We start from the raw sequence: 26952 nt of genomic DNA on the forward strand, positions 1-26952 counted from the left end.
TGATCTTAAATAACTTTTCCCGGATTCATGAGGTTGAGTGGATCGAGCGCATATTTGATCGTGCGCATCAGGTTCATTTCGATTTCTGATTTGTAACGCAGGATTTCTTCGCGTTTTAATACGCCTATACCGTGTTCCGCAGAAATTGAACCGCCAAAGCTGTGCACGCTATCGTGCACAATGCGATTGATCGACGCCTGCTGCATCAGAAAACTGTCTTCTGTCTGATGTTCAGGATGAGCGATGTTGTAGTGCAGGTTGCCATCGCCCAAATGGCCGAAGGTCACCATGCGAGCGCCAGCGAATGTCTTTTGTATAAGCTGATCTGTATGGCGGATAAAATCGCCAATCACGGAAACAGGCAGCGCGATATCGTGCTTGATATTCTTGCCTTCGGCAGCCTGTGCCGTGGGAATATGTTCCCGCACAAGCCATAAGGCTTTGGATTGTGTAATCGAGGTGGCGACGATCGCGTCCTGCACAATATCTTGCTGGAGTGCGTCACCGACCAGATTTTCCAACAGCATGTTTGCATGCTCCTCTGATTCGCTGTCGGATAGTTCAAGTAGCACGTATTGCGCATGTGCTTCCTTGAACGGCATACGTATCTGGGGGAAGTGTTTCGTTACCAATGTCAGACAATATTCCGACATTAATTCAAAACCGGTCAATGTTGCATGGCATTTACCTTGTGCCAGCGTCAGAAGGCGCAGTGCATCGTCAGCGCTGCGCAATGCGAGCATTGCCGTACGTCCTGCTTTGGGCTGTGGAAAGAGTTTGAGGACGGCACCGGTGATAATACCCAAGGTACCTTCGGCACCGATGTAAAGATCGCGCAAATCGTAGCCGGTATTATCCTTACGTAATCCACGCAAGCCATTCCAGACATCGCCTTGCGGCGTGACGACTTCCAGCCCCAGACATAGTTCGCGTGCATTACCGTAGCGCAGAACGGCGGTGCCGCCAGCGTTGGCTGAAAGATTGCCACCTATCGTGCAACTACCTTCGGAAGCCAGGGATAGCGGGAACAGTCTGTCTGCGGCTGCCGCAGCCTGCTGGATGTCTTGCAGAATGCAGCCCGACTCGACCGTCATTGTATTGTTGACTGGATCAACACTCCGTATCTTGTTCAACCGTGTGAGTGATAAAACGACGGCGCTGCCACTGGCGTCGGGGATGCTGCCGAGTACCAATCCGGTGTTTCCACCCTGCGGTACAACAGGTACTTTGAATTGATTGCAGAGACGAACAATCGCGGCGACTTCTTCGGTCGAACCGGGTTTCATTACTGCGCAAGCGGCGCCGGTAAACCGGCGGCGCCAGTCTGTAAGATAGGCGGCGTTCTGTTGCGAGTCTGTTGACACATATTGCGCACCGATGGTCCGGCGGCATGCATCGACGAATTCATTTAGAGACGCATCTATGACCGTGGTCATTCAGCGGCCTTTTTCAAGGCCTGCTTGGTCAGTGCCTTGGCGGCTTTTTTATACGGGCGTAAATAGGCAATCACACAAATAAAAAATGTCAGGACCAGCGCAACTTCTATCCAGCCCAGGATGGCGGACAGTCCCCCATCCGTCATGCCGCGTACCAGGCCCTCGGCGAAATACAGCAGGATCAGCATCGATGACCATTGCATCGTGTATAGATCGCGTTTCAGGATGCCGCGCAAAGGAATCAGCAAAGGGATTACCTTGAGTACCAGCCAGGATCCGTTCGGCCGTATCGGCGCTAATACCATTTCCCATGCGATGCACAGAACGATTAGCGCGATCAGGCTGATCACTGCGCCCCGGTGAATGATGTTTTGACTTTGTGTTTGCATCAGACGTTCTGCAGCTTCAGCGTGGTTTGTGCCAAGCGCCGCCCAAGTGCAATTGCCAAGGCACGCGTATCGGCAGAAATTGCCTGGTTGCCGCTGACGCCTGACCAGTGTGATGCACCATAAGGTGTGCCGCCGCTGGTGGTGGTCATCAGTTCCGCCTGAGTGTACGGGATACCTAATAACAGCATGCCGTGATGCAGCAGCGGCAGCATCATCGACAACAGCGTCGATTCCTGCCCACCATGCAGACTGCCGGTGGAGGTAAATACGCAAGCGGGTTTGCCGACCAAGGTGCCGGACAACCACTGTGATGAGGTGCCATCCAAAAAGTACTTCATCGGCGCAGCCATATTGCCGAAGCGGGTAGGGGAGCCTAATGCCAGCGCCGCGCATTCTTGCAGATCGCTCAGTTCCACATAAGGTGCACCTTGCAGCGGCACTTCCGGTTCGGTCGCTTCGGTCACGGTAGAGACGGCAGGCACAGTACGCAAACGGGCTTCGCAGCCAGTTACGCTGTCTATGCCTTGTCCGATCAACTCGGCCAGCTTGCGCGTCGAGCCATGGCGTGAATAATACAAAACGAGAATAGGGAGCGTGGATGAGTTCATGCTTGGTATTATAGGATGCTTTATAAGCATCTAAATGTTTGATCTAGCCTCTGTCGCGCAAAATCTCGCGCGGGCCTTTTTCAAGTAAATGGATATATCGGAATTACCAATACACCCGCCGCATGAAGCTACAAACATTCCCTCTTTTTCGTGATTTATCCTGGCCGCAGATTCGGCATCTGATCCGTTTCGCAGGCCGCAGGCTGGATGAGGAAAGACTGCCGCAGGTCGCCGGCAGCCTGACGTTTACGACAGTACTGGCACTAGTACCGATCCTGACGATTGCGCTGGCGATTTTTACCACCTTCCCCTTGTTCAATACCTTCCGTGCCTCACTGGAAGCGTATTTTGTACGTAACCTGATGCCGCAAGGGATCGCCAATACCATCCTTGGTTACCTGACACAGTTCTCCAGCAAGGCAACGCGTTTGTCCGCGGTGGGTGCGGTGGCCTTGATCGTAACGGCCGTGATGATGATGCTGATGATAGATCGCGTGTTCAATCAGATATGGCGCGTGAAGACGACGCGGCCGATAACCCAGCGAATACTGGTTTACTGGGCGATTGTGACTTTGGGCCCCTTGCTGATAGGCGCTTCGATTACGCTAACCTCATATGTGTTTACCGCTACCAATGGCGTGCTCAGAAGCAGCATTCCGTTTTCCGGCGGTGTGCTGTATTCATCGATCTCGATTCTATTGACGACGGTCGCGTTCACCTTGCTGTACATCGTGGTGCCGAATCGTCTGGTTGAATGGCGGGATGCTTTGTGCGGCGGACTACTGGCGGCAATTGCGTTTGAAGTGGTGAAACGTCTGTTTGCGGTTTTTGTGGTTCAGGTACCGACCTATACCGTGGTCTACGGCGCGGTCGCTGCTTTTCCTATTTTTCTAGTCTGGATCTATCTTGGCTGGTTGATTACGCTGGGCGGAGCGGTGGTCACTGCGGCCCTGCCTATCGTAAAGTATGAGCGCTGGTGGCATGAGCCGCAACCTGGTAGCGCCTTCGTCGATGCTATGTCAGTGCTGGCCGTTTTATATGAGGCCAGGAGCAGTGTCTATTCTGCAGTGGTCGATGCCAAATTGTTGCGTGACAAAACTCGCCTCGGCTTCGATGAGGCTGAAGCCTTGCTGGAAAAAATGCTGGATGCAGGCTGGGTAGGACGCATTAAGGCAGAGGGTCCCAAGCGCATGCAATGGGGAAAGCGTATTACCGAGGGCCTGGACCGCTGGGCATTATTGGCTAATCCTCAGCAACTCACTTTGGCAGATGTTTATCGCGTATTTGTGTTCGATGTCGCAAGCGACAACCAACTCGCGCAGCAAGTGGAAGCCGCGATCGAACAGGGACTTAACGTGTCGCTATCGGACCATTTTGCACAACAGGTTAATTTGGCGAATCAAAACGAAATCTGACCTGTCAGCATCTGCCAATACATCAGCCATGCGCCGAGGAAGGAATAAACCGGCTGCCGGAGGGATCTGGGCCGGTTTTTCTCGAACTGATAATGCCCGGTCCACGCGAAGCCGTAAAACGCCACGAAGGCCGCCAATAGCCACCATGCATTACCACTCAGCCCCAGAATGATCAGGAATATGATGGAAAGTGTTGACCCAAAGAAATGCAGCAATCGCGATGTGCGATCTGTATGTTCAGTCAGATAGTTGGCGTAGAACTCGGCAAACGATTGCTGTGACTTGTGCGTGGTCACTTTCATGATGGCCTCCTCTTGTTGCTACGTTTTCAGATTAGACCCCGTTTGCGCTGTATGCAAGCTTTGATATTGAAACTTGGTCGTCCAGCGGATTCCCTCTTTTTTGAATTTTATCTCCGCTCTGTTGTCTTAAAAAAACTAGCCATGTCGCACCTGACCGAAGGATGGAATCTGCGTTAGAAGCAGAACCACGGAATGGTGGATTTTTCGTGGCGCATGGGCTACATTGCAACTGTACGTAGTACAACCATAATGATGGGAGACCGGTCCATGAAAGTATCCGAAATACTCAAAGTAAAAGGAAACATTCTCTTCACGGTGACGCCAGACAGCCCGATGCTGGATGCCGTCAATGCCATGGCCGAAAAGGATATCGGTTCGCTGGTGGTGATGGAGGGTGGCAATCTAATTGGCATGCTGACTTTTCGCGAAGTGATGGCGACCATACATGCGCAAGGGGGCGCAGTAGGAAGTGGCAGCGTCCGGCAGCATATGGATAAGAACGCAATCACGATTTCCTGCGATACCGAAATCAATGATGTTCGGCGCATGATGCTTGAAAAACATGCGCGATATGTCCCTGTCCTGGATGGCAACGCATTGGTAGGCGTGATCTCTTTTTATGACGTCGCGAAAGCCGTGCTGGAAGCGCAAAGCTTCGAAAATAAAATGCTGAAATCGTATATCCAGAGTTCCCCTGCGATGGCGGGCGAAGAAGATAGTTAAGATTAGCTATTCCTATAAGGCCGTTCGCGCATCTGATGGATGCCCGAACGGCTTTTTTATTTAACGGGTGCCAGATCGCGTAATATGCTGCAGCAGCTATGTGTAGATACTATCCTGCATGCCGAACACCGCCTCTATTCCTTTTCCACGATTTCCTTTTCATGAAAAAACCAAGTCAGTTTTTGCTTCTCACGCAAGGTCGTTTTGCGCCATTTTTCTGGGCACAGTTTTTCGGTGCATTCAATGACAACGTTTTCAAGACAGCCTTATTGACCATACTGACTTTCGAGGCCCTTAACTGGACCACGATGGATAGAGGCTTCTTGAATAACCTGATTCCGGGGTTGTTCATACTGCCTTTCGTTTTGTTTTCAGCGATCGCCGGGCAACTAGCCGACAAGTTTGAGAAATCCGGACTGGTGCGTTACATCAAATTGCTTGAAATCGGCATCATGCTGGTCGCAGCCATAGGCTGGTTTACCCATGATCTATGGTTGCTGATTGCTGCTGTGGCTGGCATGGGTTTGCATTCGGCTTTGTTCGGGCCAGTCAAGTACGCTTATCTGCCGCAGAAATTGACGCAGGGAGAACTGGTAGGAGGCAACGGTCTGGTCGAGATGGGGACGTTTGTTGGTATTTTGCTGGGTGAAGTACTAGGCGCGGTATTGGTTCTGCAAAAACCGTGGGGCATAGAGCTGGTCGCTGGCGGCACAATTGCGATTGCGGTTGCCGGGTGGTTGGCGAGTCGTGCGATCCCTCACTCTCCAGCACCTGTCCCGGAATTGAATATCAACTGGAATATCGCTGCCGAGACTATACGTAATATTCGTTTCTCGAAAAAAAATCGCCCCGTTTTCGTCGCCATGTTGGCTAACTCATGGTTCTGGTTTTATGGCGCGATCATGCTGGCGCAGTTTCCTCTGTATGCGAAACAATATCTACATGGCGATCACAGTATTTTCGTTTTGCTACTGACGATTTTTTCGCTCGGCATTGGTGTCGGCTCACTGCTTTGTGAACGGCTGTCAGGTCACCAGGTAGAGCTCGGATTGGTGCCGCTAGGGGCGATAGGCTTGTCGGTATTCGGTTTCGATCTTTTCCTCGCGAGTTCTGCGTATACCAATACCAGCATGGTCGATTATGCAGGCTTCGTGCAACAGGCCGGCAGTATTCGCATCCTGCTCGATTGTCTGTTGATCGGCGGCTTCGGCGGCTTGTATATTGTGCCCTTGTTTGCCTTGATTCAAACGCGGTGCGACCCTGCGCATATGTCGCGCACGATTGCTGGCATGAATATATTGAACGCCTTGTTCATGGTGGCAGCTGCGTTGCTGGCGATGCTGCTCTTGAATGCGGGCTTGAGTATTCCCCAATTGTTTTTGGTGACGGCAGTTTTGAATGCTGTATTTACCTTATCCATTTTTGTCGCGCTACCCGAGTTTCTACTGCGCTTCCGCGCGTGGATAGGTTTTTAACGACGCGCGTAACTCATTTTTTGCGATCGGCAGTTAGGTGAGTGGATGCAGCGCATCATCATCGTTGCTGCGTTGCGGGGCGACCAAAGGAAGGGTCAGTGTGAAGGTAGTGCCGCTGCCCACCGCACTTTGCACGCGAACGCGGCCACCGAGTATGCCACTTACAATGTTATGCGTGATATTCAAGCCCAGCCCGGAGCCGCCTTCGCCCAGCTTGGTCGTAAAAAATGGATCGAAAATCCTTGTCAGATTGGTGGCTGGAATCCCGACTCCATCATCCTGCACTGTAATTTCGACCCAACCATTCGATACATTGCGTGCGCCTACAACAACGAGACCCTGAGTCCGCCCCTCCAAGCCATGCAGCAGTGCGTTATTGATCAGATTGGTCAATACCTGACCCAGCGGGCCAGGATAGCTATCGAAGAGTAGATCGGTAGGAATACTTTGTTCCACGGTGAAAGGCGTTTTGCGGATAGCTGGCCACAAGGTCAGCAGTATCTCGCTGGTGATTTCTTCCAGTGAAAAAATCCGTCTTTGTGAGCTGGTTTGATCAATGGCGACTTGCTTGAAGCTGTTGACCAGGTCCGCTGCACGATGCAGATTGCGCACCAGGATATCGCCCGCCTTGTCGACATCGCTAATGTAGCTTTCCAGCGCAGAGCGCTTGATGCCTTGGTCGTCGTGGTAATTCGCGAGTAAGGTGGAAGTCTGATCGCTGAGTGTGCTGGCAACCATCAAGCTATTGCCGATAGGCGTATTCAACTCATGAGAAATGCCTGCCACCAGGGCGCCAAGCGCGGCCAGTTTTTCACTGTTGACCAGTTCTTCATGCGCCATGTTCAGTGCCTCGAGCGTGGTTTCCAGTTCCTGATTTGCCTGCTGCAATTCCTCGGTACGTTCTATTACACGGTCTTCCAGCGTCGCATTAAACTCAAGAATTTCGGTCTCGATCAACCTTTTTTCGGTGATGTCCTGGCACGCCAGAATTCCGAATTGTTCGCCTTCCAGTAAAAATACATGGCCCGAGAATTGAATCAATACCTTGCTGCCATCGCCACGATACATCCAGACTTCATTTGCTTTTTCCAGATTGCCGGTCGTTTTCAGTTCTTTTAACAGCAAATCCCTATCGTCGGGATTGCAGTACATCTGCAGACCCAGCGTGTTTTTGCTGACGACGGATTCTCTGGAACGCCAGAATAGTCGCTCGAACGCGCTGTTGACGTCCTTGATGATGTTATCGTTACTGACTTGCGTAACAAACATGGCGATGGGAGTTGAATGGAAAATTGTTGCGAAACGTTGTTCGCTGAGTCGCAATTCCTCTTCGGCCCGTTTTCGCTCCAGCTCTGCGGACGCACGTTCGCTGAATACCTGCAACAAGGATCTAATCAGATCGTGATTACGCAAAGGTTTGGAGTGCATCACGGCCAACACGCCGATGACCTGCCCGCTGGCATCGTGCAAGGGCGCACCGGCATAGCTGTCCCAACCTTGTTCGACCAGCATTAAGTCCTGCGGAAATGTCGCCTGGATATCGTGTTCGAAAATGCTGATGCCAGTGTCGAGCGTGCATGCGCACGGCGTGTCAGCAATCACATATTCAAAACTATCGACCAGCTTGCCGTGCATATATGATGCCAGTGCACGCAGGCGTTGCGGGTCGCCGGCCGAGCGCAAGCCAATCAACGCACAATCTGTGCGTAAAGCTGCGGCCAGATCGCTGACCAATAATTCAAAAAAGGTTTCGCCGGTAGTATCGCGCGCACCCTGTGCCAGTCGCAACAGCGCGTGGTCCGCTTCCGCTTTCTGTTCTTCAAGCAGACGTTGATTAGTGACGTCTCGGATGACCGCCATCACGTACATCTCGTTATCAACCGAAAACAGCGTGGCATTGATCAGGCAATTGCGTATCTCGCCGGCTTTGTTGCGCATGCTCCAGGAAAAATCCTGCACATTATTGTCACGTTCCAGCTGACGAAATAATTCTGCCCTCTCTTCAGGATCGGCCCAGATGCGCAATTGCAATGCGCTTTTCCCTAGCCATTCGTCACGTTTGAAGCCGAGGATGCTTTCAAAGGCTGTATTTACCTCGATAAATGCACCATCGGAAAGGCGCGCGATGGATACTGAATCCGGATTGCAGCGGAAGGCACCGGCGAACTTTGCTTCTGATAGACGTTGGATCTCTGCCGCATGGCGTTTTTCCGTGATGTCCTCCGCCATGGACAGCAATCTTCCGGCGCTACCGTCATCCTCGTCTATATAGGCGTAGCGCCATTCACACGTGATCAGGCGGCCATCGGCAGTCAGGTTTTCCTGAATTATTTGCGTGTCTGCGGGTTTGGACCTTGATTGCAGCACGATGTCTTCTATCAGATGACGGCGATCAAGCGGGGCCAGAAAGCGGATTTGACGTCCGAGCGCGAGGTCGCGACGATAGCCGAAGATGCGTTCCGCAGCGGAATTCCATTCGATAACCTGCAGTTTTTCATCCCACTCAATGATGGCGATAGGACTTTGTTCGACCAACACCCGAAAGCGAGCTTCACGCTCATGAAGCTCGGATTGGATGCGTGTGTGTCGATCTATTGCACCGATCTGTTCCTGATTTTTATCGCCGAGTATTTTTTGCAGATGCTTGCGTATGCTTTCAAGTTGCTGCGACAACAAACTAATTTCATCAAGACGTGTGGGCGTAATTTCCTTGCCAATTTCACCGTCCAGCAATTGTTGCGTATCCCGATACAAACGCTTTAGCGGGCGCAATAAACGACTTTCGAAGAAAAAAAGGATCAAAACAATGGATAACGCAATCTGTAGTGCCAGCAACCATAGTTGTTGCAACAGGTTGGTCATCATCATTTGTTGCATGCGTGTACCGGCAAATTCTATCCGGAGCGAACCGGCAACCTGGCCACGGTAATAAATGTTGGTGTCGGCGGCGGCAATGAATCCACCCGGCCGCTTGCGTCTCTGGTTGCTGACAAAGACAGTGCGCTTGTTGTCACGAACTTCAATGCGGACGATATCGTCATTGCGCCAGATTGCAGCATCGGCTAATGCCGAGGCATCGTCGTATTTCAGATTCCATACGGCTTCGCTCATGGTATCGGCCAAGGCTAAAGCGTTTTCTTCTGCTAACTTGAGCGTGTTTTTATTGACTTCGGTGTCGTAACTTTTAAACCAGTAATAGCCATTGATTGCCGTTGCCGGCACGAGCACGGCGATTGCTACCGCTAATACGAGGGAACGTCGCAGGTTGAATACGCTTTTTTTCATGTCATCCGGTTAGGGTAGGAGACTATGCGATAAGAAAACGTTGCTGCTGTGGTGAAATTGCCTATGTCGAGAGATCGAAAATTGCCGATTTCCGGGCTAGTTTGCCTGGTGGGTGCGCAGCCAGTCGTGCAATACATCTGAATGCAAGGGTTTGGCAAATAAATAGCCCTGGCCGTACGGGCAGCCGAGTTCGGTCAGGATTTTTGCCTGCCTCTCATCTTCTACACCTTCGGCAATGACATCCAGATCCAGATTGCGACCTAACTGAATGATCATCTCCGCGATGCTGCTGCCGCGGGAAGAATCGGTAATTTCGGTAACAAATGCTCTGTCGATCTTCAACCGATCGACACTCAGTTTCTGCAAATGGCTGAGCGAAGAGAAGCCGGTACCGAAGTCATCGATGGCAATGCTGACGCCGGTTTCGGTAATTTGATCGAGTAGTTTAATCAGCGCATCCGGCTCTTCCATCGCCATGGATTCGGTAATTTCAAGTTCTATGCAGTGAGGCGGGGCATTGGTATCTTCCAAAGCCTTGCGCAGCATGCTGAGAAAGTGCGGATGGCGAAATTGGACTTGCGATACGTTGACCGACATCATGAAGTTTGGGTACCCCAGGCGCTGGATACGTACAAGTTCCTGACAAGCCTGACGCAATACCCATTCTCCGAGTTCGATGATCAAGCCTGAGTATTCCGCAATCGGTATAAACCGACTCGGTGAAATCATGGTCTTGTCTTCTGTTTGCCAGCGTAACAATGCTTCCGCGCCGACCGGTGCACGGGTGACCATATCGATCTGCGGTTGATAGACCACGAACAGCCGCTTTTCTTCAAATGCGGCGCGCAGTGCATGCATCATATTCACGCGTTCGCGTATGTCTATGCCCATGCTGCGCGAAAAATATAGGTAACCGGTGCGTTGCTGCAGCTTGGCGCGTTTGAGTGCTATATGCGCATTTTTCAAAGCTTCCACACCGCGGCCGTCATGTTCTGACAGGCGGACCAGACCAACGGTGGCCGAGAGCTGCACATCCTGGCCATCTATACTGAATGGTCGTTCAAATTGCGCGAGTACTGCAGCCGGATTAACCTGGATGTCGTCGCCCATCACGCCAAAAGTATCACCGCCCACGCGGGCCACAATCAACCTGTCGCCGAGACGTGATTGCAGGCGCGATGCAACGGACAGCAGTAGCATGTCGCCGAATTGATGTCCGAGCGTATCGTTGGTTTCGGCAAAATGATCAATGTCGATCAGTGCCAGTGTGGTTGGCTTATCGATAGTGGAAATCAGATTGTCGTCGATGATTTCTTTGAGGCGGGTGCGATTCGGTAGTTTTGTCAGCGAATCGTAGAAAGCGGAGTTATGTAAACTTGTGACCAGCATGATGTTGGCAAGGCCAACTGAAATATTGCTGCAAAAAACTTCAAGTAGCCTCAAGTCAATTTCATTTAACGGTCGATCCGTTCGAAAGAATGCAGCGAAGTTACTGGAAGCTGTGCCGCTGAAGTGCAGGGCGCTAAACTCGCGACCGTAAATGTTGCGGCGCTCGTTGAGCGCGCGGCTAAGGGTATTGCCGATCTGCGCATCTTCGAATGTCGATACGGGGAAATTAAGCAGATTCTGGTATTTGCCTGTGGCGGCGACCACAAATAATTCGGTTTCTTGATTCTGCAGTGTTTCGCGTATGCAGAAAATACCGCTAGGTGGTACGTCGAGTATGCGCGCGATTTGTCTGAGGACGCCGGAGGTGAATTCTTCCAGCGTCTGCAATGCCATCAGCTCGGTACTTGCGCGCAGGATCATGTCTAGACCGCGGCTGCTTGAATTGATGGTGCAGATTTGTTCGTAAGAGCGAATAGCCGCTGTGACAACTGTGTACAGCTTGATGCGTGTCAGTTCGGATTTGGTCTTGTAATCGTTGATGTCGAATTGTTGGATTGCATCGATTTCCGGCGCATAGCCAGGTTGGCCGGTGCGCAGAATGATGCGTACTTCAGCTCTGTGCAATACATCACGTATGTAATGCACCAATTGCAAGCCTTCATCCTGCTGCTCCATGACAACGTCCAGCAAAATAACCGCGACGTCGGGTTCGTTTGCCAGAATGTCACGCGCCTGCTGAGCGGAGTAAGCGTGTAAGAATGAAAGCGGTCGATTTTGTATTTCAACGTTACTGAGTGCAAAGGTCGTTGCTGAATGCACGTCAGCATCATCATCGATGATCATGACTTGCCAAACATCCTTGCTTGCACCCAGGGTATTGTTGTCGGATGGCGGTACTGCTTCATCCAGAAATACAAGGTCATCCTCGCTATGGCTGACCGACTTGCGCATGTTGCCTTCTCCGAGATTTGGTTTTTCTGGTTTGGAAACCGTATATTGCACATCGATTTAACATTCGGCAATGATTTTTCTTGAAGTATTTGTTTTCTATGCACTGGTAGAATGGTGCTTTATTCAATTGATCATCCACCATCATGTCCGGCAATACATTTGGCACACTCTTTACTGTCACCACTTTCGGTGAATCTCATGGCCCTGCAATCGGTTGCGTAATCGATGGTTGTCCGCCCGGCATGGTGTTGTCAGAAGCCGACATTCAACTCGATTTGGATCGTCGCAAGCCAGGTACTTCTCGTCACGTGACGCAGCGCCAGGAATCGGATACCGTCGAAATACTGTCAGGTGTCTTCGAAGGCAAGACGACCGGTACGCCTATTGCCTTATTGATTCGCAATGAAGATCAGCGCAGCAAGGACTACGGCAACATCACTGAAACCTTTCGCCCCGGTCATGCTGATTACACGTACTGGCACAAGTACGGCATACGTGACCCGCGTGGTGGCGGACGTTCATCTGCACGTCTGACGGCGCCTGTGGTTGGTGCGGCTGCCATTGCCAAGAAATGGTTGCTGGAACAATACGGTACGACTTTCAAAGGTTGCATGAGCCAGTTGGGCGAGATTGAAATTCCCTTCGAAAACTGGTCACACGTTCCTGACAATCCATTTTTCTCTGCCAATGCCACGATACTTCCGCAACTGGAAGCGTACATGGATGATTTGCGCAAGAATGGCGACTCCTGCGGTGCACGAATAGATGTCGTCGCTGAAAATGTGCCGATTGGTTTGGGTGAGCCGATTTACGACAAGCTGGATGCGGAAATTGCATATGCCTTGATGGGTATCAATGCAGTCAAGGGCGTAGAGATTGGTGCCGGCTTCAAATCGGTCGCGCAAAAAGGCACCGAGCATGGCGATGAGTTGACGCCTGACGGTTTTGCCAGCAATAACGCTGGTGGTGTACTGGGTGGGATTTCAACCGGCCAGAATATCACTGCATCGATTGCGATCAAACCGACATCCAGCATCCGGACGGCGCGGCATTCAATTGACAAGGCTGGCAATCCGATCATGGTCGAAACACTGGGTCGTCATGATCCCTGTGTCGGGATCCGCGCTACGCCGATCGCCGAAGCAATGCTGGCATTGGTACTGATGGATCATGCATTGCGTCACCGTGCGCAATGCGGCGATGTCAAGGTCGCTACTCCGCGGATTCCCGCCAGCGCAGCCTGATTTAGGCCTCGGTGTTTTTCTGTTTTTTCGATAAGGAGCCGAAGTGAAACTCGTAAAATCGTATTCTGCTCGCGCCTTCGTGACAATAATTTTTCCTGTGCTGGCTCTGTCGGCGTGCGAAACAGTGCAAACCACACAAGGCGGCGTGGTTGGAGTGGATCGCTCGCAAAGGATGGCATTGTCGGCGCAGCAACTGGACCAAGCTGCAGCAAAGCAGTATGTTGAGCTGATTGCGGAAGAGAAAAAGAAAAACAATGTCAACCGTGATCCTGCGCAAGTGGCCCGCGTGCGGACCATTTCAAATCGCTTGATTGCGCAAACGCCGGCTTTCCGCCCCGATGCAAAAGCTTGGCAATGGGAAGTCAATGTGTTGACCTCGGCTGAGGTCAACGCCTGGTGTATGCCTGGCGGGAAGATCGCCGTGTATACCGGTTTGATCGATAAGCTCAAGGTAACGGATGATGAGCTGGCGGCGGTGATCGGGCATGAGATTTCGCATGCCTTGCGCGAACATGCGCGCGAGCGCGCTTCTGAAAAGATGGTTGCCGGCAGTGTCATTTCGATCGGCTCAGCGTTGCTGGGTGTCGGCAGTCTCGGTCAGCAAGGTGCCGAATATGCCTATATGGGTGTGATTGGTTTGCCAAATTCACGCGAACATGAAAGAGAAGCTGACCGCATCGGCGTGGAATTGGCTGCGCGTGCCGGTTACGATCCGCGCGCTGCGATCACGCTTTGGCAAAAAATGGGGCAGGTCGGTGGCAGCGCACCGCCAACATTCCTGTCTACGCATCCGTCCAGTGCGGATCGCAGCAGTGATCTCACGGCGTACGCGCAACGCGTGATGCCACTGTACCTGCAGACAAAGAACAGATAGCGATAGCAGGGGATTGCTTTAAAGGCAATTGCCCTCATGTGCTTCTTGTGGCAGGCATTCTGGCGCGTCCGCTGCCGTTTCCCGCAATGGGGGCGCGCTAAATATGGCATAATTCAGGGCTGACTATTCAGTCCTTACCGACTTACTTTTTCACACGAATATGGCTCAAACGCTCTACGATAAACTCTGGCAATCACATGTTGTCGATGTTGGTGACGATGGCACGACCGTGCTTTACGTCGATCGTCACCTCTTGCATGAAGTGACCAGCCCACAGGCTTTTGAAGGCTTGAAGCTGGCCGGTCGTCGCCCATGGCGTGTCTCTGCCAATCTAATGGTCGCGGATCACAACGTACCGACCACTGACCGCTCGGAAGGGATTGCAGATCCGACATCGCGCCTGCAAGTGGAGACGCTGGATGGCAATGCACATGAATACGGTTTGACCTATTTCAGTATGCGCGACAAGCGCCAGGGCATTGTGCATGTGATCGGGCCTGAGCAGGGCGCGACCTTGCCGGGAATGACGGTTGTATGTGGCGATTCCCATACGTCTACCCACGGTGCGTTTGGCGCATTGGCGCACGGCATCGGTACCTCAGAAGTCGAGCATGTGCTGGCGACGCAAACCTTGCTGGCGCAAAAATCCAAGGCGATGCTGGTCCAGGTTGACGGCGTTTTGCCGGCCGGTGTGACTGCAAAAGATGTCGTGCTCGCGATTATCGGCAAAATCGGCACTGCCGGCGGCACCGGTTACGCGATTGAATTTGCTGGTTCGACCATACGTTCGCTGTCGATGGAAGGTCGCATGACCATCTGCAATATGGCGATCGAAGCCGGTGCACGTGCCGGCATGGTTGGTGTTGACGAAACCACGATCAACTATGTCAAGGGTCGCCCATTTTCACCGGTTGGTCCGCATTGGGATCGGGCGGTCGAATACTGGAGCACGCTGCATTCTGATGTCGGAGCCAGATTCGATATGGTTGTCACTTTGAATGCGGCCGAAATCAAGCCGCAAGTCAGCTGGGGCACATCGCCGGAAATGGTAGTGTCGGTCGATGGTCGTGTGCCTGATCCTGATAAGGAAAAGGATGCGACCAAGCGCGACGGCATGGAAAAAGCGCTGGTTTACATGGGCCTGAAACCCAACACGCCGATCACGGATATCCGTATCGACAAGGTATTTATCGGTTCCTGCACCAATTCACGTATTGAAGATTTGCGCGCAGCCGCAGCCGTTGTGCGCGGCAAACATCGCGCCTCGAATGTGAAACTGGCGATGGTGGTACCAGGTTCCGGCCTGGTGAAAGAGCAGGCAGAACGCGAAGGGCTGGACAAGATTTTCAAGGCAGCCGGTTTTGAATGGCGCGAGCCCGGTTGCTCTATGTGTTTGGCGATGAATGCAGATCGTCTGGAGCCCGGTGAGCGTTGCGCCTCTACTTCGAATCGCAATTTTGAAGGACGTCAGGGCGCAGGTGGTCGTACGCATCTGGTTAGTCCTGCGATGGCTGCAGCAGCAGGTATTGAAGGTCATTTTGTTGATGTACGTTCGCTGTAAACTAAACACTTGGAGAGAAAAATGAAAAAAATTATTGCGTTGTTGATTGCATCGGTTTGGTTACTGGCTGGCTGCAATACCGTTCAGGGTTTCGGCAAGGATGTCGAGCATGTCGGTGACAAAATTCAGGGTAATAAATAAGAGGCTGGTTTGTAGCGATGCACAGATTGATGTTGTCGCATCGCTGCATTTTTCAGTTTTTTGAAACACGAAGTTTGTCTCGCCGCATTGTTATACAAAAGTACTGACGTTATCGTCGTCGATACGCATCAACTGTTGGGCACTATGGAAAAATTTACTATTCTTGATGGTTTGGTTGCACCGCTGGATCGTGCAAATGTCGATACCGACGCCATCATTCCGAAGCAATTTCTGAAATCGATCAAACGTACTGGCTTCGGCCCGAACTTGTTCGATGAATGGCGTTATCTGGATCAAGGCGAGCCAGGCAAGGACAATACAAATCGTCCCTTGAATCCTGATTTCATACTGAATCAACCGCGATATCAAGGTGCACAGATTTTGTTGGCGCGCAAGAATTTCGGTTGCGGCTCTTCACGTGAACATGCGCCGTGGGCCTTGAGTCAGTATGGCTTTCGCGCCATTGTCGCGCCCAGCTTTGCCGATATCTTTTTCAATAACTGTTACAAGAATGGTTTGCTGCCGGTCGCACTGACTGAAGCACAAATCGATCATCTGTTTAACGAGGTCAAGGCTTTTCCCGGCTTTCATTTGGTGATTGATCTGGAAAAGCAAATCATCGGCACCAGCAGCGGCAGCATTACCTATCCATTCGATATCGATGCATTCCGCAAATACTGTTTGCTGAATGGATTCGATGACATCGGCCTGACCTTGCAAAAATCCGACAAGATACGCGCGTATGAAGAGCGCCACCTTGCGGCACAACCTTGGTTGTCGAACACTATTTAACGACGCGCATCATGCAGCTGGGTACATTCGGCTTGATTGAGCGGCGCGCTTTCCTCCTTTTTTAATTCTTACTGAAGTTATCCAATGAAAATTGCAATTCTGCCGGGCGACGGCATTGGTCCGGAAATCATGAATCAAGCGGTCAAGGTGATGAACGCCTTGGGTGAGAAATTTGAAACTGAAACGGTGCCAGTCGGCGGCGCAGCCTATGCAGAGCAAGGCCACCCATTGCCGGAATCGACCTTGAAAGTTGCGAAAGAGGCGGATGCCATTCTGTTTGGCGCTGTTGGCGATTTTAAATACGACACACTGGAGCGCTCGTTGCGCCCTGAGCAGGCAATTCTGGGTTTGCGCAAGCATCTGGGTTTGTTCGCCAACTTCCGTCCTGCGATCCTGTATCCGGAACTGGCTGGCGCATCATCGTTGAAACCGGAGATTGTTTCCGGCCTCGACATCATGATCGTGCGCGAATTGACTGGTGACATTTACTTCGGCCAGCCGCGCGGCATGCGCGAAGCGCCGGATGGTCCGTTCAAGGGCTCGCGTGAGGGTTTCGACACCATGCGTTACAGTGAGCCAGAAATTCGTCGTATCGCGCACGTGGCATTCCAGGCAGCACAAAAACGCAGCAAACGTTTGACCAGTGTTGATAAAGCCAATGTATTGGAAACATTCCAGTTCTGGCGCGACGTGGTGACCGATGTGCACAAGGAATACAAGGACGTCAAACTTGATCATATGTACGTCGATAATGCGGCGATGCAATTGGTACGCGCACCGAAAGAATTCGACGTGGTCGTGACTGGCAATATGTTTGGCGACATCCTGTCTGATGCCGCAGCGATGCTGACCGGTTCGATCGGTATGTTGCCATCGGCTTCGCTGGATGCAAACAACAAGGGTTTGTACGAGCCTTCACATGGTTCCGCTCCGGATATCGCGGGTAAGGATATTGCCAATCCGCTGGCACAAATCCTGTCGCTGGCGATGATGTTGCGTTATTCGCTGGGTAAAACTGAACAGGCAGATCGTATTGAAGCGGCAGTGAAGTCAGTGTTGAAACAGGGTTTGCGTACGGTTGATATTTTTGAAGTCGGCACGACCAAGGTCAGCACAACGCAAATGGGTGATGCAGTGGTCAAGGCGCTGGCATAACGATCTCCAGCCTGGAGCAGTTAGCTGTTCCAAGCAAGGGGTGTCGGCGATGGCTATTTGGTTGTCGAAGTGGTTTTTGATTAATGAGGTGCAGCGAGCACCTGAATTAAGGAAATGATGATGAAAGTTGTTGGCTTAGTCGGTTGGCGTGGAATGGTCGGATCGGTCTTGATGCAACGCATGCAGGAAGAGGGTGATTTCGGTCTGATCGAACCTGTATTCTTCACCACTTCGAACAAGGGCGGTAAAGCCCCTGCGATGGCGAAGAAGGAAACGACTTTGCAAGACGCTAACGATATCGACGCACTGAAAAAATGCGACATTATCATTACCTGCCAAGGCGGCGACTACACCACCGAGATTTTCCCGAAACTGCGCGCAGCTGGTTGGGATGGTTACTGGATCGATGCGGCTTCGACACTGCGCATGAAAGACGACGCCGTTATCATCCTTGATCCCGTCAATCAAAATGTGATTACGGACGCGTTGAACCGTGGTGTCAAGAACTACATCGGGGGTAACTGCACCAATTCCATCTTGTTGATGGGGGTGGGTGGCTTGTTCCGAGAAGGTCTGGTTGAGTGGGTCAGTTCGATGACGTATCAAGCTGCGTCCGGCGGCGGTGCCAATCACATGCGTGAATTGTTGTCCGGCATGGGCGTGGTACATGGTGCAGTGGCTGATGAATTGGCCACGCCTTCATCGGCGATTCTTGATATCGACCGTAAAGTTGCGCAGACAATACGCAGCGAAGTGCCAACTGAATTCTTTGGCGCACCTTTGGCTGGTGGCTTGATTCCATGGATCGATGCACAACTGGACAACGGCCAGTCGAAAGAAGAGTGGAAAGGCCAGGCAGAAGTTAACAAGATCCTCGGCAATACCAACATAATTCCTGTCGATGGTTTGTGTGTGCGCATAGGCGCGATGCGCTGCCACAGCCTGGCGTTGACCATCAAGTTGAAACGCAACCTGCCTTTGGCTGAAATTGAATCCATCATCCGCTCCGGTAATCAATGGGTGAAATGGGTGCCGAATGAGCGCGCAATTACCGTCAAGGAATTGACGCCAGCAGCCATCACTGGCGGGCTTGAGATCGGCGTAGGCCGTGTGCGTAAGCTCAATCAAGGACCGGAATACATTTCCGCGTTCGTTATCGGCGATCAATTGCTGTGGGGCGCTGCTGAACCGCTGCGCCGCATGCTGCGTATCGTCCTGGATCGATAATATTCGCTAGGTAAGCTGCGTCTGACGTTGTCAGGACGCAACATAAACCCGCCAAATTCGCTCAAATAATGAGTGATTGGCGGGTTTTAAATTAGTTGCCAATATGGTTGCGCTTGCGTGCGTAAGTCCATGATGCTATGGTGAAAGTTCTCAGAAAAAAGATAAATAAGCGTTGCTTGTGGTCCCCAACGTACGCTAACGGAATACTCTCCATGCCACTAAAAATGCGGTCAACTCCTCGCTCTAGTTTTTCCTCGTTCAAATTAAAGACGCTCAGCGCAGCGGTAATATCTGCGGTGGTGTTGTCAAATGCGCATGCAGCGGGTATGGGGAAACTGACCGTCCTATCGTCGCTGGGGCAACCGTTACGTGCCGAGATCGAACTCACGTCCGTTGCGCAAGACGAACTGGGCAGTTTGGTGCCAAAATTGGCATCTGCAGACGCATTTCGCCAGGCAAATATCGATCTGCACCCAGCGCTTTTTTCATTAAGATTTGCTGTTGAGCAACGCGGTAATCGTCCCGTCGTCAAGATCACTTCCACTCAGCCTATCAACGAACCTTACGTGGATATGTTGCTGGAATTGGGCGGTAATAAAAACCGCTTGGTACGTGAATACACCTTCTTGCTTGATCCGCCTGAAATGCGCTCGGCGCGTCCGGCGCAAGTAGCACCAATTACCCGCCCACTGCCGCCTGCGGCAAGACCCGTCGAAAACATCCCAGAGCCGGTCGCTCAGTCAGCGCCACAGGCTTTACCGCCAGCAGCGCCTAGCCAACCGCTTCCTCCGCCAGTCTCCGCACCGGCACCACAGCCTGCGCCGCAACCAATTCGTGAAGCGGCGCCAGTAGCGGCACCGACCAAGTCGATACGTACTGCATCGGAGCCCAAAGCGGATGCTTCATCTTCGGATGAGTATCTGGTAAAAAAAGGCGACTCTCTGGCGAAAATCGCCAATCAATATCGTCCAAGCGGCGTATCGCTGGATCAAATGCTGGTTGCCTTGTACCGCGCAAATCCTGACGCATTTATCGGCAAAAACATGAATCGTCTGCGTGCCGGACAAATTCTGTCCGTGCCGGAAGCAGACACTGCAAAATCCGTCGGCCAATCTGAAGCGCGTGGCGTAGTTGTTGCGCAAGCTGCCGATTTCAATAGCTATCGTAATAAACTGGCTGGTCAAGTCGCGACTGCAGAAGCCAAAAAATCCGACGACGTCAAGCAGACGGCTGGTGGAAAAATCACTACCCGGATTCAAGAAGAATCCGCTGGCGCAGCCGAATCCAAGGACAAGCTGAAATTGTCCAAATCTGGCGCGACCACACTAAGCGCTGGCTCCGACAAGGCAGGTGCCAGCACGGAAGAATTGATCGCCAAAGACAAGGCAATTGCGGATGCGAATGCACGTGTCAAAGAACTTGAAAAGAACGTCAGCGAACTGCAAAAAATTCTTGAAATTAAAAACAAGGATTTGGCTGAACAGCAAAAGCAGGCAAGCGCCGCCGCAGCAGTGCCAGTGGCCGTCGCTCCGCCAGTAACTGCGCCAGCACCGACAGCGCCAGCCGTAGAAACAGCACCGCCGGTTACCACGGCAGTGGCAGAAACGCCTGTAGCCGAAGCTGCGCCTGCGCCAGTCGTTGAACCAGTTGTGCCGCCTGCTCCAGTTGCAGAAGTTAAACCGGCACCGAAAAAACCTGTCGTCGTTGCGCCACCACCACCTGAACCAAGTTTTTTTGAAGACTTGATGAGCAACGCCATGTTCCTGCCGGGCGCAGCAGCATTGCTGGCTCTGCTTGCTGGTTTGGGTATTTATAGTTCGCGCCGTCGCAAGCAAACCAAATCATTCGAAGACAGCATCATTACGGATTCCAGCCTTAAATCGAACTCGCTGTTCGGTTCGACTGGCGGACAAAGCGTTGACACCAATAACAGTGTGTTCAATTCCAATTTTGTGCCTTCCGCCAGCCAGCTCGACACGAATGAAGTTGACCCGATTGCAGAAGCCGATGTGTATATCGCTTATGGTCGTGATGCACAGGCTGAAGAAATTCTGAAGGAAGCCTTGCGCAATCAACCTGACCGCCACGCAGTACGCGTCAAGTTGCTGGAAATTTATGCCAACCGCAATGACGCTCGCTCGTTCGAGATTCTGGCCAGCGAGTTGTACAGCATGACCAAAGGCGAGGGTGAGGATTGGGCACAAGCTGCAAATCTCGGCTTGATCCTTGATCCTAGCAATCCGTTATACGCAAGTGGCGCGGACGCGGAAAAGGGCGAGTCCCGAGCAGCGGCTTTACTTGCACCCACCCAGCCATTTGATGGATTAAACACCGAATCGTCGGTAGACGAAGCGGCACCGGTTAGCTCGTTAGATAGTTCCCTTGCAGAAAACAGCTTGTCCCTGCCGGAAGAAGACGAACACAAAACAATCGCTTCCATGCAGCCTGACGTGGTTGAAGATCTCGACTTCGATCTGGAAGGCCTGGATTTGGAAGAGCCAGATAATAAATCGCCAGATGCAACATCAGCCAAAGCTGAAATGCCAGCTGATATTGCGGATATCGATTTCGGTTTCCTGGAAGATAACAAGCCTGCGGATAACAAGCCGACAAACAATGCGGTAGAAGAACCGTCGGTGGCCAGTTTTGAAGGTGAACAAGCAGCTACGGAATCTACGACGTCGGACATCCGTATTCCGGATGACCTCGGTCTTGATTTCCCATCGATAAATGATTCTCCGGCAAATGTACAGATTGCCGCTGCGTCTGCGCCAGCCAAAGACATCGCGGCCGATTTGTCCGACATTTCACTTGATCTGGATCCAGTTGCTGCACCTGTTTCGGGCTCCGCTTTGAATGACGATCATTTTGCGCTGGATGGCGTGGATGAAGCAGCTAGCTATACTAGCAATGCAGAAATGGCGACCAAGCTTGATCTGGCAATAGCCTATCAAGAGATTGGCGATAAGGAAGGCGCACGCGAATTGCTGGAAGAAGTCGTCAAAGGTGGTAACGGCGAACAATCCGAGAAGGCGAGAAACCTGCTGAGCAAACTCTCCTGACAAGCTAAAATGCAGGATCGACGGGCGCAATGCACTGCTTGCGCCCGTTTTTCATTTTCAATTTCGATTTTTCGGTAAAATTTTTATCATGAATGGCGAATCAGGCAGCTCGGGCGAAACGAAACGCATTGTGCTCGGCGTGCAATACGACGGCGCACCCTGGCAGGGCTGGCAGACGCAGCTTAACGGCTTGACTGTCCAGGATAAGCTAGAGTTCGCCTTGTGGAAATTTACCCAGCATGAAATTTCAACCTCATGCGCCGGTCGTACCGATGCGGGCGTGCATGCAATCGAACAAGTAGTGCATTTCGATACGATGCTGGACCGCGATATGCAATCCTGGGTGCGCGGTGTGAATACCTTTTTGCCGCCATCGATTGCAGTGCGCTGGGCGACTGAGGTTGCGGGCAATGCTGAAGAGAATTTTCACGCGCGTTTCAGCGCGCGCTCCAGAACCTACCAATATGTCTTGTACAACAACCAGGTACGTTCGCCTTTGCTGGAAGGCAAGGCCGGTTGGGTGTTTCGCGCGCTGGATGTCGACAAGATGAAGGAGGCAGCTTCGCATTTGATCGGTGAGCATGATTTTTCCAGTTTCCGCTCTGTGCAATGCCAGGCCAAATCGCCGATCAAGTCCATGTATGCCATCAGTATCGAGCAGCGCGGCGATGTGATCATGTTCACCGTACATGCAAATGCATTCTTGCATCACATGGTGCGCAACATCATTGGCTCGCTGATTTATGTCGGAAACGGCACGCAGCCGTCTGCGTGGTTGAAGGAACTGTTGGAAGCGCAAGATCGCAAGATTGCGGCACCGACATTCATGGCCGATGGTTTGTACCTCGCCAAAATCGATTACGACCCAAAATGGAAGTTACCGCAGATCGAAACGCAGAATTTTCTATGGTCTTGATAGCGCGGGATAAAACTGCGATTCATCAGCAATATTGAATTGCGTAGGCATAAGCAATATAACCATTCGTTTTCAACAGGCTGGCAACATAATGACAACAATTACATCCCGCACGCGCATTAAAATTTGCGGTTTGACGCGACTGGAAGATCTGCAAGATGCGATTACGTTAGGCGCCGATGCAGTCGGATTCGTGTTTTATGCCAAAAGTCCGCGCTATATTCAGCCGGCGGCAGCGGCACAGTTGATCGCACAGATTCCGCCTTTCGTCAGTACCGTCGGTTTGTTTGTGAATGCCAGCGCAGATGAAGTACACGAGGTCGTCGCGCAGACATCGATTGCGATGCTGCAATTTCACGGCGATGAAACGATGGAGCAGTGCGCATCCATCGCAGCGGCAGTGAATCGCCCATTTATGCGCGCGATACGCGTAAAACCGGATACTAGTCCAGCCGATTTGCTAAAATACGACTCTGATTATCGCGCCGCCAGCAGATTGTTCACCGGCTTGTTGCTGGATACCTATGTTGATAGCTATGGCGGCAGTGGAAAGGTCTTCGATTGGTCTCTCATTCCCGAAAACATCGCGCCTCGGGTCGTTTTAAGTGGTGGCTTGAGCGCACAAAACGCGACTGACGCGGTGCTACGCGTTCGTCCCTATGCCGTTGATGTCAGTAGTGGCGTCGAACACGACAAGGGGATCAAGGATAAGGCAAAGATTCACGCCTTCATCGCCGCAGTACGTCTTGCCGATTCGGCAGACCATGCACATGCCAAACAGACAGACTAGATAGTAAAGAGATCATCATGAAAGAATTAGACGCGCTGGGCAGCTTCGCCGAGCGACAAGCGGTCATCGAGACTGCCTTGCATCAAACCGCTTCTTACAATTTTCCCGACGCAAAAGGCCATTTTGGCCCCTATGGCGGCAGCTTCGTTTCCGAAACACTCAGTCATGCGCTGGCTGAATTGAAAGAAGCCTATGCACACTACAGCAAGGATTCTGCCTTTCTTGCTGAATTCCATTACGACTTGAAGCATTTCGTCGGCCGTCCAAGCCCGATTTATCATGCCAAACGCTGGTCTGAAAAAATGGGCGGCGCGCAGATTTACTTCAAGCGTGAAGACTTGAATCACACAGGCGCACACAAGATCAATAACGTGATTGGTCAGGCATTGCTGGCCAGACGAATGGGCAAGCCGCGCATCATCGCGGAAACCGGCGCCGGCCAGCACGGCGTTGCTACAGCGACGATTTGCGCGCGTTTCGGCCTCGAATGCGTGGTTTATATGGGGAGCGAAGACGTCAAGCGTCAGGCGCAAAACGTATATCGCATGAAGTTGCTGGGCGCGACCGTGGTGCCGGTTGAATCCGGCTCCAAGACTTTGAAGGATGCGCTCAATGAAGCGATGCGCGACTGGGTAACCAACGTTGAAAACACTTTCTACATTATCGGTACCGTCGCCGGTCCGCATCCCTATCCCATGATGGTGCGCGACTTCCAGTCGGTAATCGGCAAGGAATGCATAGAACAAATGCCCGAGATGACTAGCCGTCAGCCGGATTATGTCCTGGCCTGCATCGGTGGCGGTTCCAATGCGATGGGCATTTTCCATCCTTATATCGAACACAAGAACGTACAGCTGATAGGGGTGGAAGCAGCCGGTGAAGGTTTGGAAACAGGCAAGCATTCGGCGTCACTGACGGCCGGCACACCCGGTGTGTTGCATGGCAATCGTACCTATCTATTGCAGGATGAGAATGGCCAGATCATCGAGACGCATTCGGTTTCGGCGGGCCTGGATTATCCGGGTGTAGGTCCTGAACATGCCTGGTTAAAAGATTCTGCGCGCGCGCAATATGTATCCGTTACCGATGAAGAGGCCTTGCAGGCTTTCCATGATTGTTGCCATATCGAAGGCATCATTCCGGCGCTGGAATCCAGTCATGCCTTGAGCTATGCCGCCACACTGGCTGCGACGCTGCCGAAAGACAAAACCGTACTGGTCAATCTGTCTGGTCGTGGCGACAAGGATATGCATACCGTGGCGCAAAAGATGGGGTTGGACTTCGGCTGATAGCGTTTCATGCGGCAATGGATCACGCTCCATTGCCGTTTTCATTTTCATATGCGACAGCAGTCGCGTTGCGCATTAAAAGATCATTGATTAAAGATAAAAGCAGATGTCCAGAATTCAGTCCACGCTGTCCGCATTGGCGGCTAACAATAAAAAAGGTTTGATCCCCTTCATCACGGCCGGTGATCCTTCACCTGACCTGACGGTGCCGCTGATGCATGCCCTGGTGGCCGGTGGTGCCGACATACTCGAACTCGGCGTGCCATTCTCCGATCCGATGGCAGAAGGTCCCGTGATTCAGCGCGCGTGCGAACGTGCACTCAAATTTAATGTTGGCATGCGTGACGTATTGGGCTTCGTCAGTGAATTTCGCAAGACAAACACCACGACACCAGTCGTCTTGATGGGTTACGCCAATCCGATCGAACGGATGGGGCAGACGGCATTTATCCTGGCAGCGAAAGCGGCCGGTGTGGATGGCACCATTGTGGTCGACTACCCGCCGGAAGAGTGCGAAGAGTTTGCCGCGACACTCAAGGCGAATGATATGGATCCTATCTTCTTGTTGGCGCCAACTTCTACCGAAGAACGCATTCAGCAAGTTGCCAAATTTGGTAGCGGCTTCAGCTATTACGTGTCGCTAAAAGGCGTCACCGGCGCGGCCAATATCGATACGGCCGAAGTATCGCAACGCATAGCGGCCATCCGCAAGTACGTAAAATTGCCTATCGGCGTAGGCTTCGGAATTCGCGATGCCGCGACCGCCAAGGCTGTTGCGGCGGTCTCGGATGCGGTCGTGATCGGTAGTCGTATCATCCAGGAACTGGAAAATACCCCGCGCGAGCATGCTGTAGAAGCGGTGCAAACCTTTATCGCCGGCATCCGCAAGGCGCTGGACGAATAAGGTAAAAATGTCTTTATAGACAAGTAAAATGCCGCCGATCCGCGGCATAATTCTGCCCCCAACCAGAAAAAACACGCAATTGTGGCGAATATCCGTGCAAACGGTACAATTCGGCAAGTCAAAATGAAAGAGGTCACGATGAGCTGGCTAGAAAAACTACTCCCTCCCCGCATTCAACGTTCCGATACCGCGCAGCGTAAGTCGGTGCCTGAAGGTTTGTGGGTCAAATGTCCGTCTTGCGAATCCGTGCTGTACCGCACCGATCTGGAAGCCAACATTCATGTTTGCCCTAAATGTACGCACCATATGCGCATCCGTGCGCGTGATCGTCTGGACGCATTGCTGGATGCAGGCGGACGTTATGACATCGGCCAGGAAGTATTGCCGGTCGATACGCTCAAATTCAAAGACAGCAAAAAATATCCTGATCGTCTGAAATCGGCACTCGAAGCCACTGGCGAAACCGATGCACTCATCGTCATGGGTGGCTCCATCATGAGCTTGCCGGTAGTGGTGGCTTGCTTCGAGTTTGAGTTCATGGGCGGCTCCATGGGTTCTGTGGTCGGCGAGCGTTTTGCCCGCGGCGCGCAAACTGCACTGGAGCAAAAAGTGCCTTTCATTTGCATCACCGCAACTGGTGGCGCACGTATGCAAGAAGGCTTGCTGTCCCTCATGCAAATGGCCAAAACCACGTCGATGCTGACGAAATTGTCTGAGAAGAAATTACCGTTTATCTCGGTGCTGACCGATCCAACCATGGGCGGCGTATCCGCATCATTCGCTTTCATGGGCGATGTCGTGATCGCGGAACCCAAAGCCCTGATCGGTTTTGCCGGTCCGCGCGTAATCGAGAATACTGTGCGTGAGAAATTGCCGGAAGGCTTCCAGCGCGCCGAATTCCTCGTGACTAAAGGTGCGGTAGACATGATTGTCGATCGACGCAAAATGCGTGAAGAAATCGCTCGCCTGTTGGCAATATTGCAAAATCAGGCTGTGGAAGTTCTCGCGTAAGCCGGCAGTCTGC

The 26952-nt window shown here is 52.1% G+C and carries 21 protein-coding genes and 1 pseudogene; 16 read left to right on the forward strand and 6 right to left on the reverse strand.

Features of this window, described 5'->3' with window-relative positions; translation table 11 throughout:
* Positions 1-5: 5 nt before the first annotated feature.
* The 3 genes from ACFQO0_RS12665 to wrbA are packed head-to-tail and all read right to left on the reverse strand — an operon-like array spanning position 6 to position 2433.
* Positions 6-1436: an FAD-binding oxidoreductase gene (locus tag ACFQO0_RS12665; protein ID WP_382235175.1), complete on the reverse strand. Its 1431-nt coding sequence runs from the start codon at positions 1434-1436 to the stop codon at positions 6-8.
* Entirely contained in the window at positions 1433-1825 is a 393-nt protein-coding gene (locus ACFQO0_RS12670; protein ID WP_382235177.1) for a DUF2069 domain-containing protein, read from the reverse strand. Before ACFQO0_RS12670 ends, ACFQO0_RS12665 begins: the two co-directional genes overlap by 4 nt.
* Complete coding sequence (gene wrbA / locus ACFQO0_RS12675; protein WP_382235179.1) at positions 1825-2433, reverse strand: NAD(P)H:quinone oxidoreductase; 609 nt, start codon at positions 2431-2433, stop codon at positions 1825-1827. The genes ACFQO0_RS12670 and wrbA overlap by 1 nt, the downstream gene beginning before the upstream one ends.
* 122 nt (positions 2434-2555) lie before the next feature.
* On the opposite strand from wrbA, the gene ACFQO0_RS12680 reads away from it, so the two are divergent.
* Positions 2556-3848, forward strand: coding sequence for a YihY family inner membrane protein (locus ACFQO0_RS12680; RefSeq protein WP_382235181.1), 1293 nt, complete (start codon positions 2556-2558; stop codon positions 3846-3848).
* Here ACFQO0_RS12680 and ACFQO0_RS12685 read toward each other — a convergent pair.
* Complete coding sequence (locus tag ACFQO0_RS12685; RefSeq protein ID WP_382235183.1) at positions 3833-4150, reverse strand: Mpo1-like protein; 318 nt, start codon at positions 4148-4150, stop codon at positions 3833-3835. The two genes, ACFQO0_RS12680 and ACFQO0_RS12685, sit on opposite strands and share 16 nt — an antisense overlap.
* A 267-nt stretch (positions 4151-4417) precedes the next feature.
* Here ACFQO0_RS12685 and ACFQO0_RS12690 point away from each other — a divergent pair, with 267 nt between their 5' ends.
* Positions 4418-4873 (forward strand): CBS domain-containing protein, encoded by a 456-nt coding sequence (locus ACFQO0_RS12690; protein ID WP_382235185.1) that lies wholly within the window; start codon positions 4418-4420, stop codon positions 4871-4873.
* Between the two features lie 161 nt (positions 4874-5034).
* A pseudogene (locus ACFQO0_RS12695) lies at positions 5035-6339 on the forward strand (MFS transporter); the annotation flags it as partial.
* Between the two features lie 42 nt (positions 6340-6381).
* On the opposite strand, the gene ACFQO0_RS12700 reads toward ACFQO0_RS12695, so the two are convergent.
* Positions 6382-9633: a PAS domain S-box protein gene (locus ACFQO0_RS12700; RefSeq protein WP_382235187.1), complete on the reverse strand. Its 3252-nt coding sequence runs from the start codon at positions 9631-9633 to the stop codon at positions 6382-6384.
* 96 nt (positions 9634-9729) lie between these two features.
* Positions 9730-11973, reverse strand: coding sequence for a GGDEF/EAL domain-containing response regulator (locus ACFQO0_RS12705; RefSeq protein ID WP_382235189.1), 2244 nt, complete (start codon positions 11971-11973; stop codon positions 9730-9732).
* A gap of 143 nt (positions 11974-12116) precedes the next feature.
* Here ACFQO0_RS12705 and aroC point away from each other — a divergent pair, with 143 nt between their 5' ends.
* From aroC to accD, 13 genes are all read left to right on the forward strand, one after another.
* Positions 12117-13217: a chorismate synthase gene (gene aroC, locus ACFQO0_RS12710; protein ID WP_382235191.1), complete on the forward strand. Its 1101-nt coding sequence runs from the start codon at positions 12117-12119 to the stop codon at positions 13215-13217.
* A gap of 43 nt (positions 13218-13260) precedes the next feature.
* Positions 13261-14091, forward strand: a complete 831-nt coding sequence (locus tag ACFQO0_RS12715; protein ID WP_382235193.1) for a M48 family metallopeptidase — start codon at positions 13261-13263, stop codon at positions 14089-14091.
* A gap of 160 nt (positions 14092-14251) precedes the next feature.
* Positions 14252-15652 (forward strand): 3-isopropylmalate dehydratase large subunit, encoded by a 1401-nt coding sequence (gene leuC, locus ACFQO0_RS12720; RefSeq protein ID WP_382235195.1) that lies wholly within the window; start codon positions 14252-14254, stop codon positions 15650-15652.
* 21 nt (positions 15653-15673) lie between these two features.
* Positions 15674-15793, forward strand: a complete 120-nt coding sequence (locus ACFQO0_RS12725) for an entericidin A/B family lipoprotein (RefSeq protein ID WP_382235197.1) — start codon at positions 15674-15676, stop codon at positions 15791-15793.
* A 144-nt stretch (positions 15794-15937) separates the two neighbouring features.
* Positions 15938-16585, forward strand: a complete 648-nt coding sequence (gene leuD / locus ACFQO0_RS12730; protein ID WP_382235199.1) for a 3-isopropylmalate dehydratase small subunit — start codon at positions 15938-15940, stop codon at positions 16583-16585.
* A gap of 84 nt (positions 16586-16669) precedes the next feature.
* Positions 16670-17740, forward strand: a complete 1071-nt coding sequence (gene leuB, locus ACFQO0_RS12735) for a 3-isopropylmalate dehydrogenase (protein WP_382235201.1) — start codon at positions 16670-16672, stop codon at positions 17738-17740.
* A 114-nt stretch (positions 17741-17854) separates the two neighbouring features.
* On the forward strand, positions 17855-18967 hold the full coding sequence (gene asd, locus ACFQO0_RS12740) for an aspartate-semialdehyde dehydrogenase (RefSeq protein WP_382235203.1): 1113 nt from the start codon (positions 17855-17857) through the stop codon (positions 18965-18967).
* 326 nt (positions 18968-19293) lie between these two features.
* A complete protein-coding gene (locus tag ACFQO0_RS12745; protein ID WP_382235205.1) occupies positions 19294-22029 on the forward strand; it encodes a motility hub landmark protein FimV in 2736 nt (911 codons plus the stop codon).
* An 88-nt stretch (positions 22030-22117) separates the two neighbouring features.
* Complete coding sequence (gene truA, locus ACFQO0_RS12750; RefSeq protein ID WP_382235207.1) at positions 22118-22945, forward strand: tRNA pseudouridine(38-40) synthase TruA; 828 nt, start codon at positions 22118-22120, stop codon at positions 22943-22945.
* Between the two features lie 91 nt (positions 22946-23036).
* A complete protein-coding gene (locus ACFQO0_RS12755) occupies positions 23037-23735 on the forward strand; it encodes a phosphoribosylanthranilate isomerase (protein WP_382235209.1) in 699 nt (232 codons plus the stop codon).
* Between the two features lie 17 nt (positions 23736-23752).
* Positions 23753-25024, forward strand: a complete 1272-nt coding sequence (gene trpB / locus ACFQO0_RS12760) for a tryptophan synthase subunit beta (protein ID WP_382235211.1) — start codon at positions 23753-23755, stop codon at positions 25022-25024.
* Positions 25025-25130: 106 nt separating this feature from the next.
* Complete coding sequence (gene trpA, locus ACFQO0_RS12765) at positions 25131-25928, forward strand: tryptophan synthase subunit alpha (protein WP_382235213.1); 798 nt, start codon at positions 25131-25133, stop codon at positions 25926-25928.
* 138 nt (positions 25929-26066) lie between these two features.
* Complete coding sequence (gene accD / locus ACFQO0_RS12770; protein ID WP_382235215.1) at positions 26067-26939, forward strand: acetyl-CoA carboxylase, carboxyltransferase subunit beta; 873 nt, start codon at positions 26067-26069, stop codon at positions 26937-26939.
* Positions 26940-26952 lie beyond the last annotated feature (13 nt).

This window comes from Herminiimonas aquatilis (assembly GCF_042665175.1).
In the GTDB taxonomy this organism is placed as follows: Bacteria; Pseudomonadota; Gammaproteobacteria; order Burkholderiales; family Burkholderiaceae_D; genus Oxalicibacterium; species Oxalicibacterium aquatilis.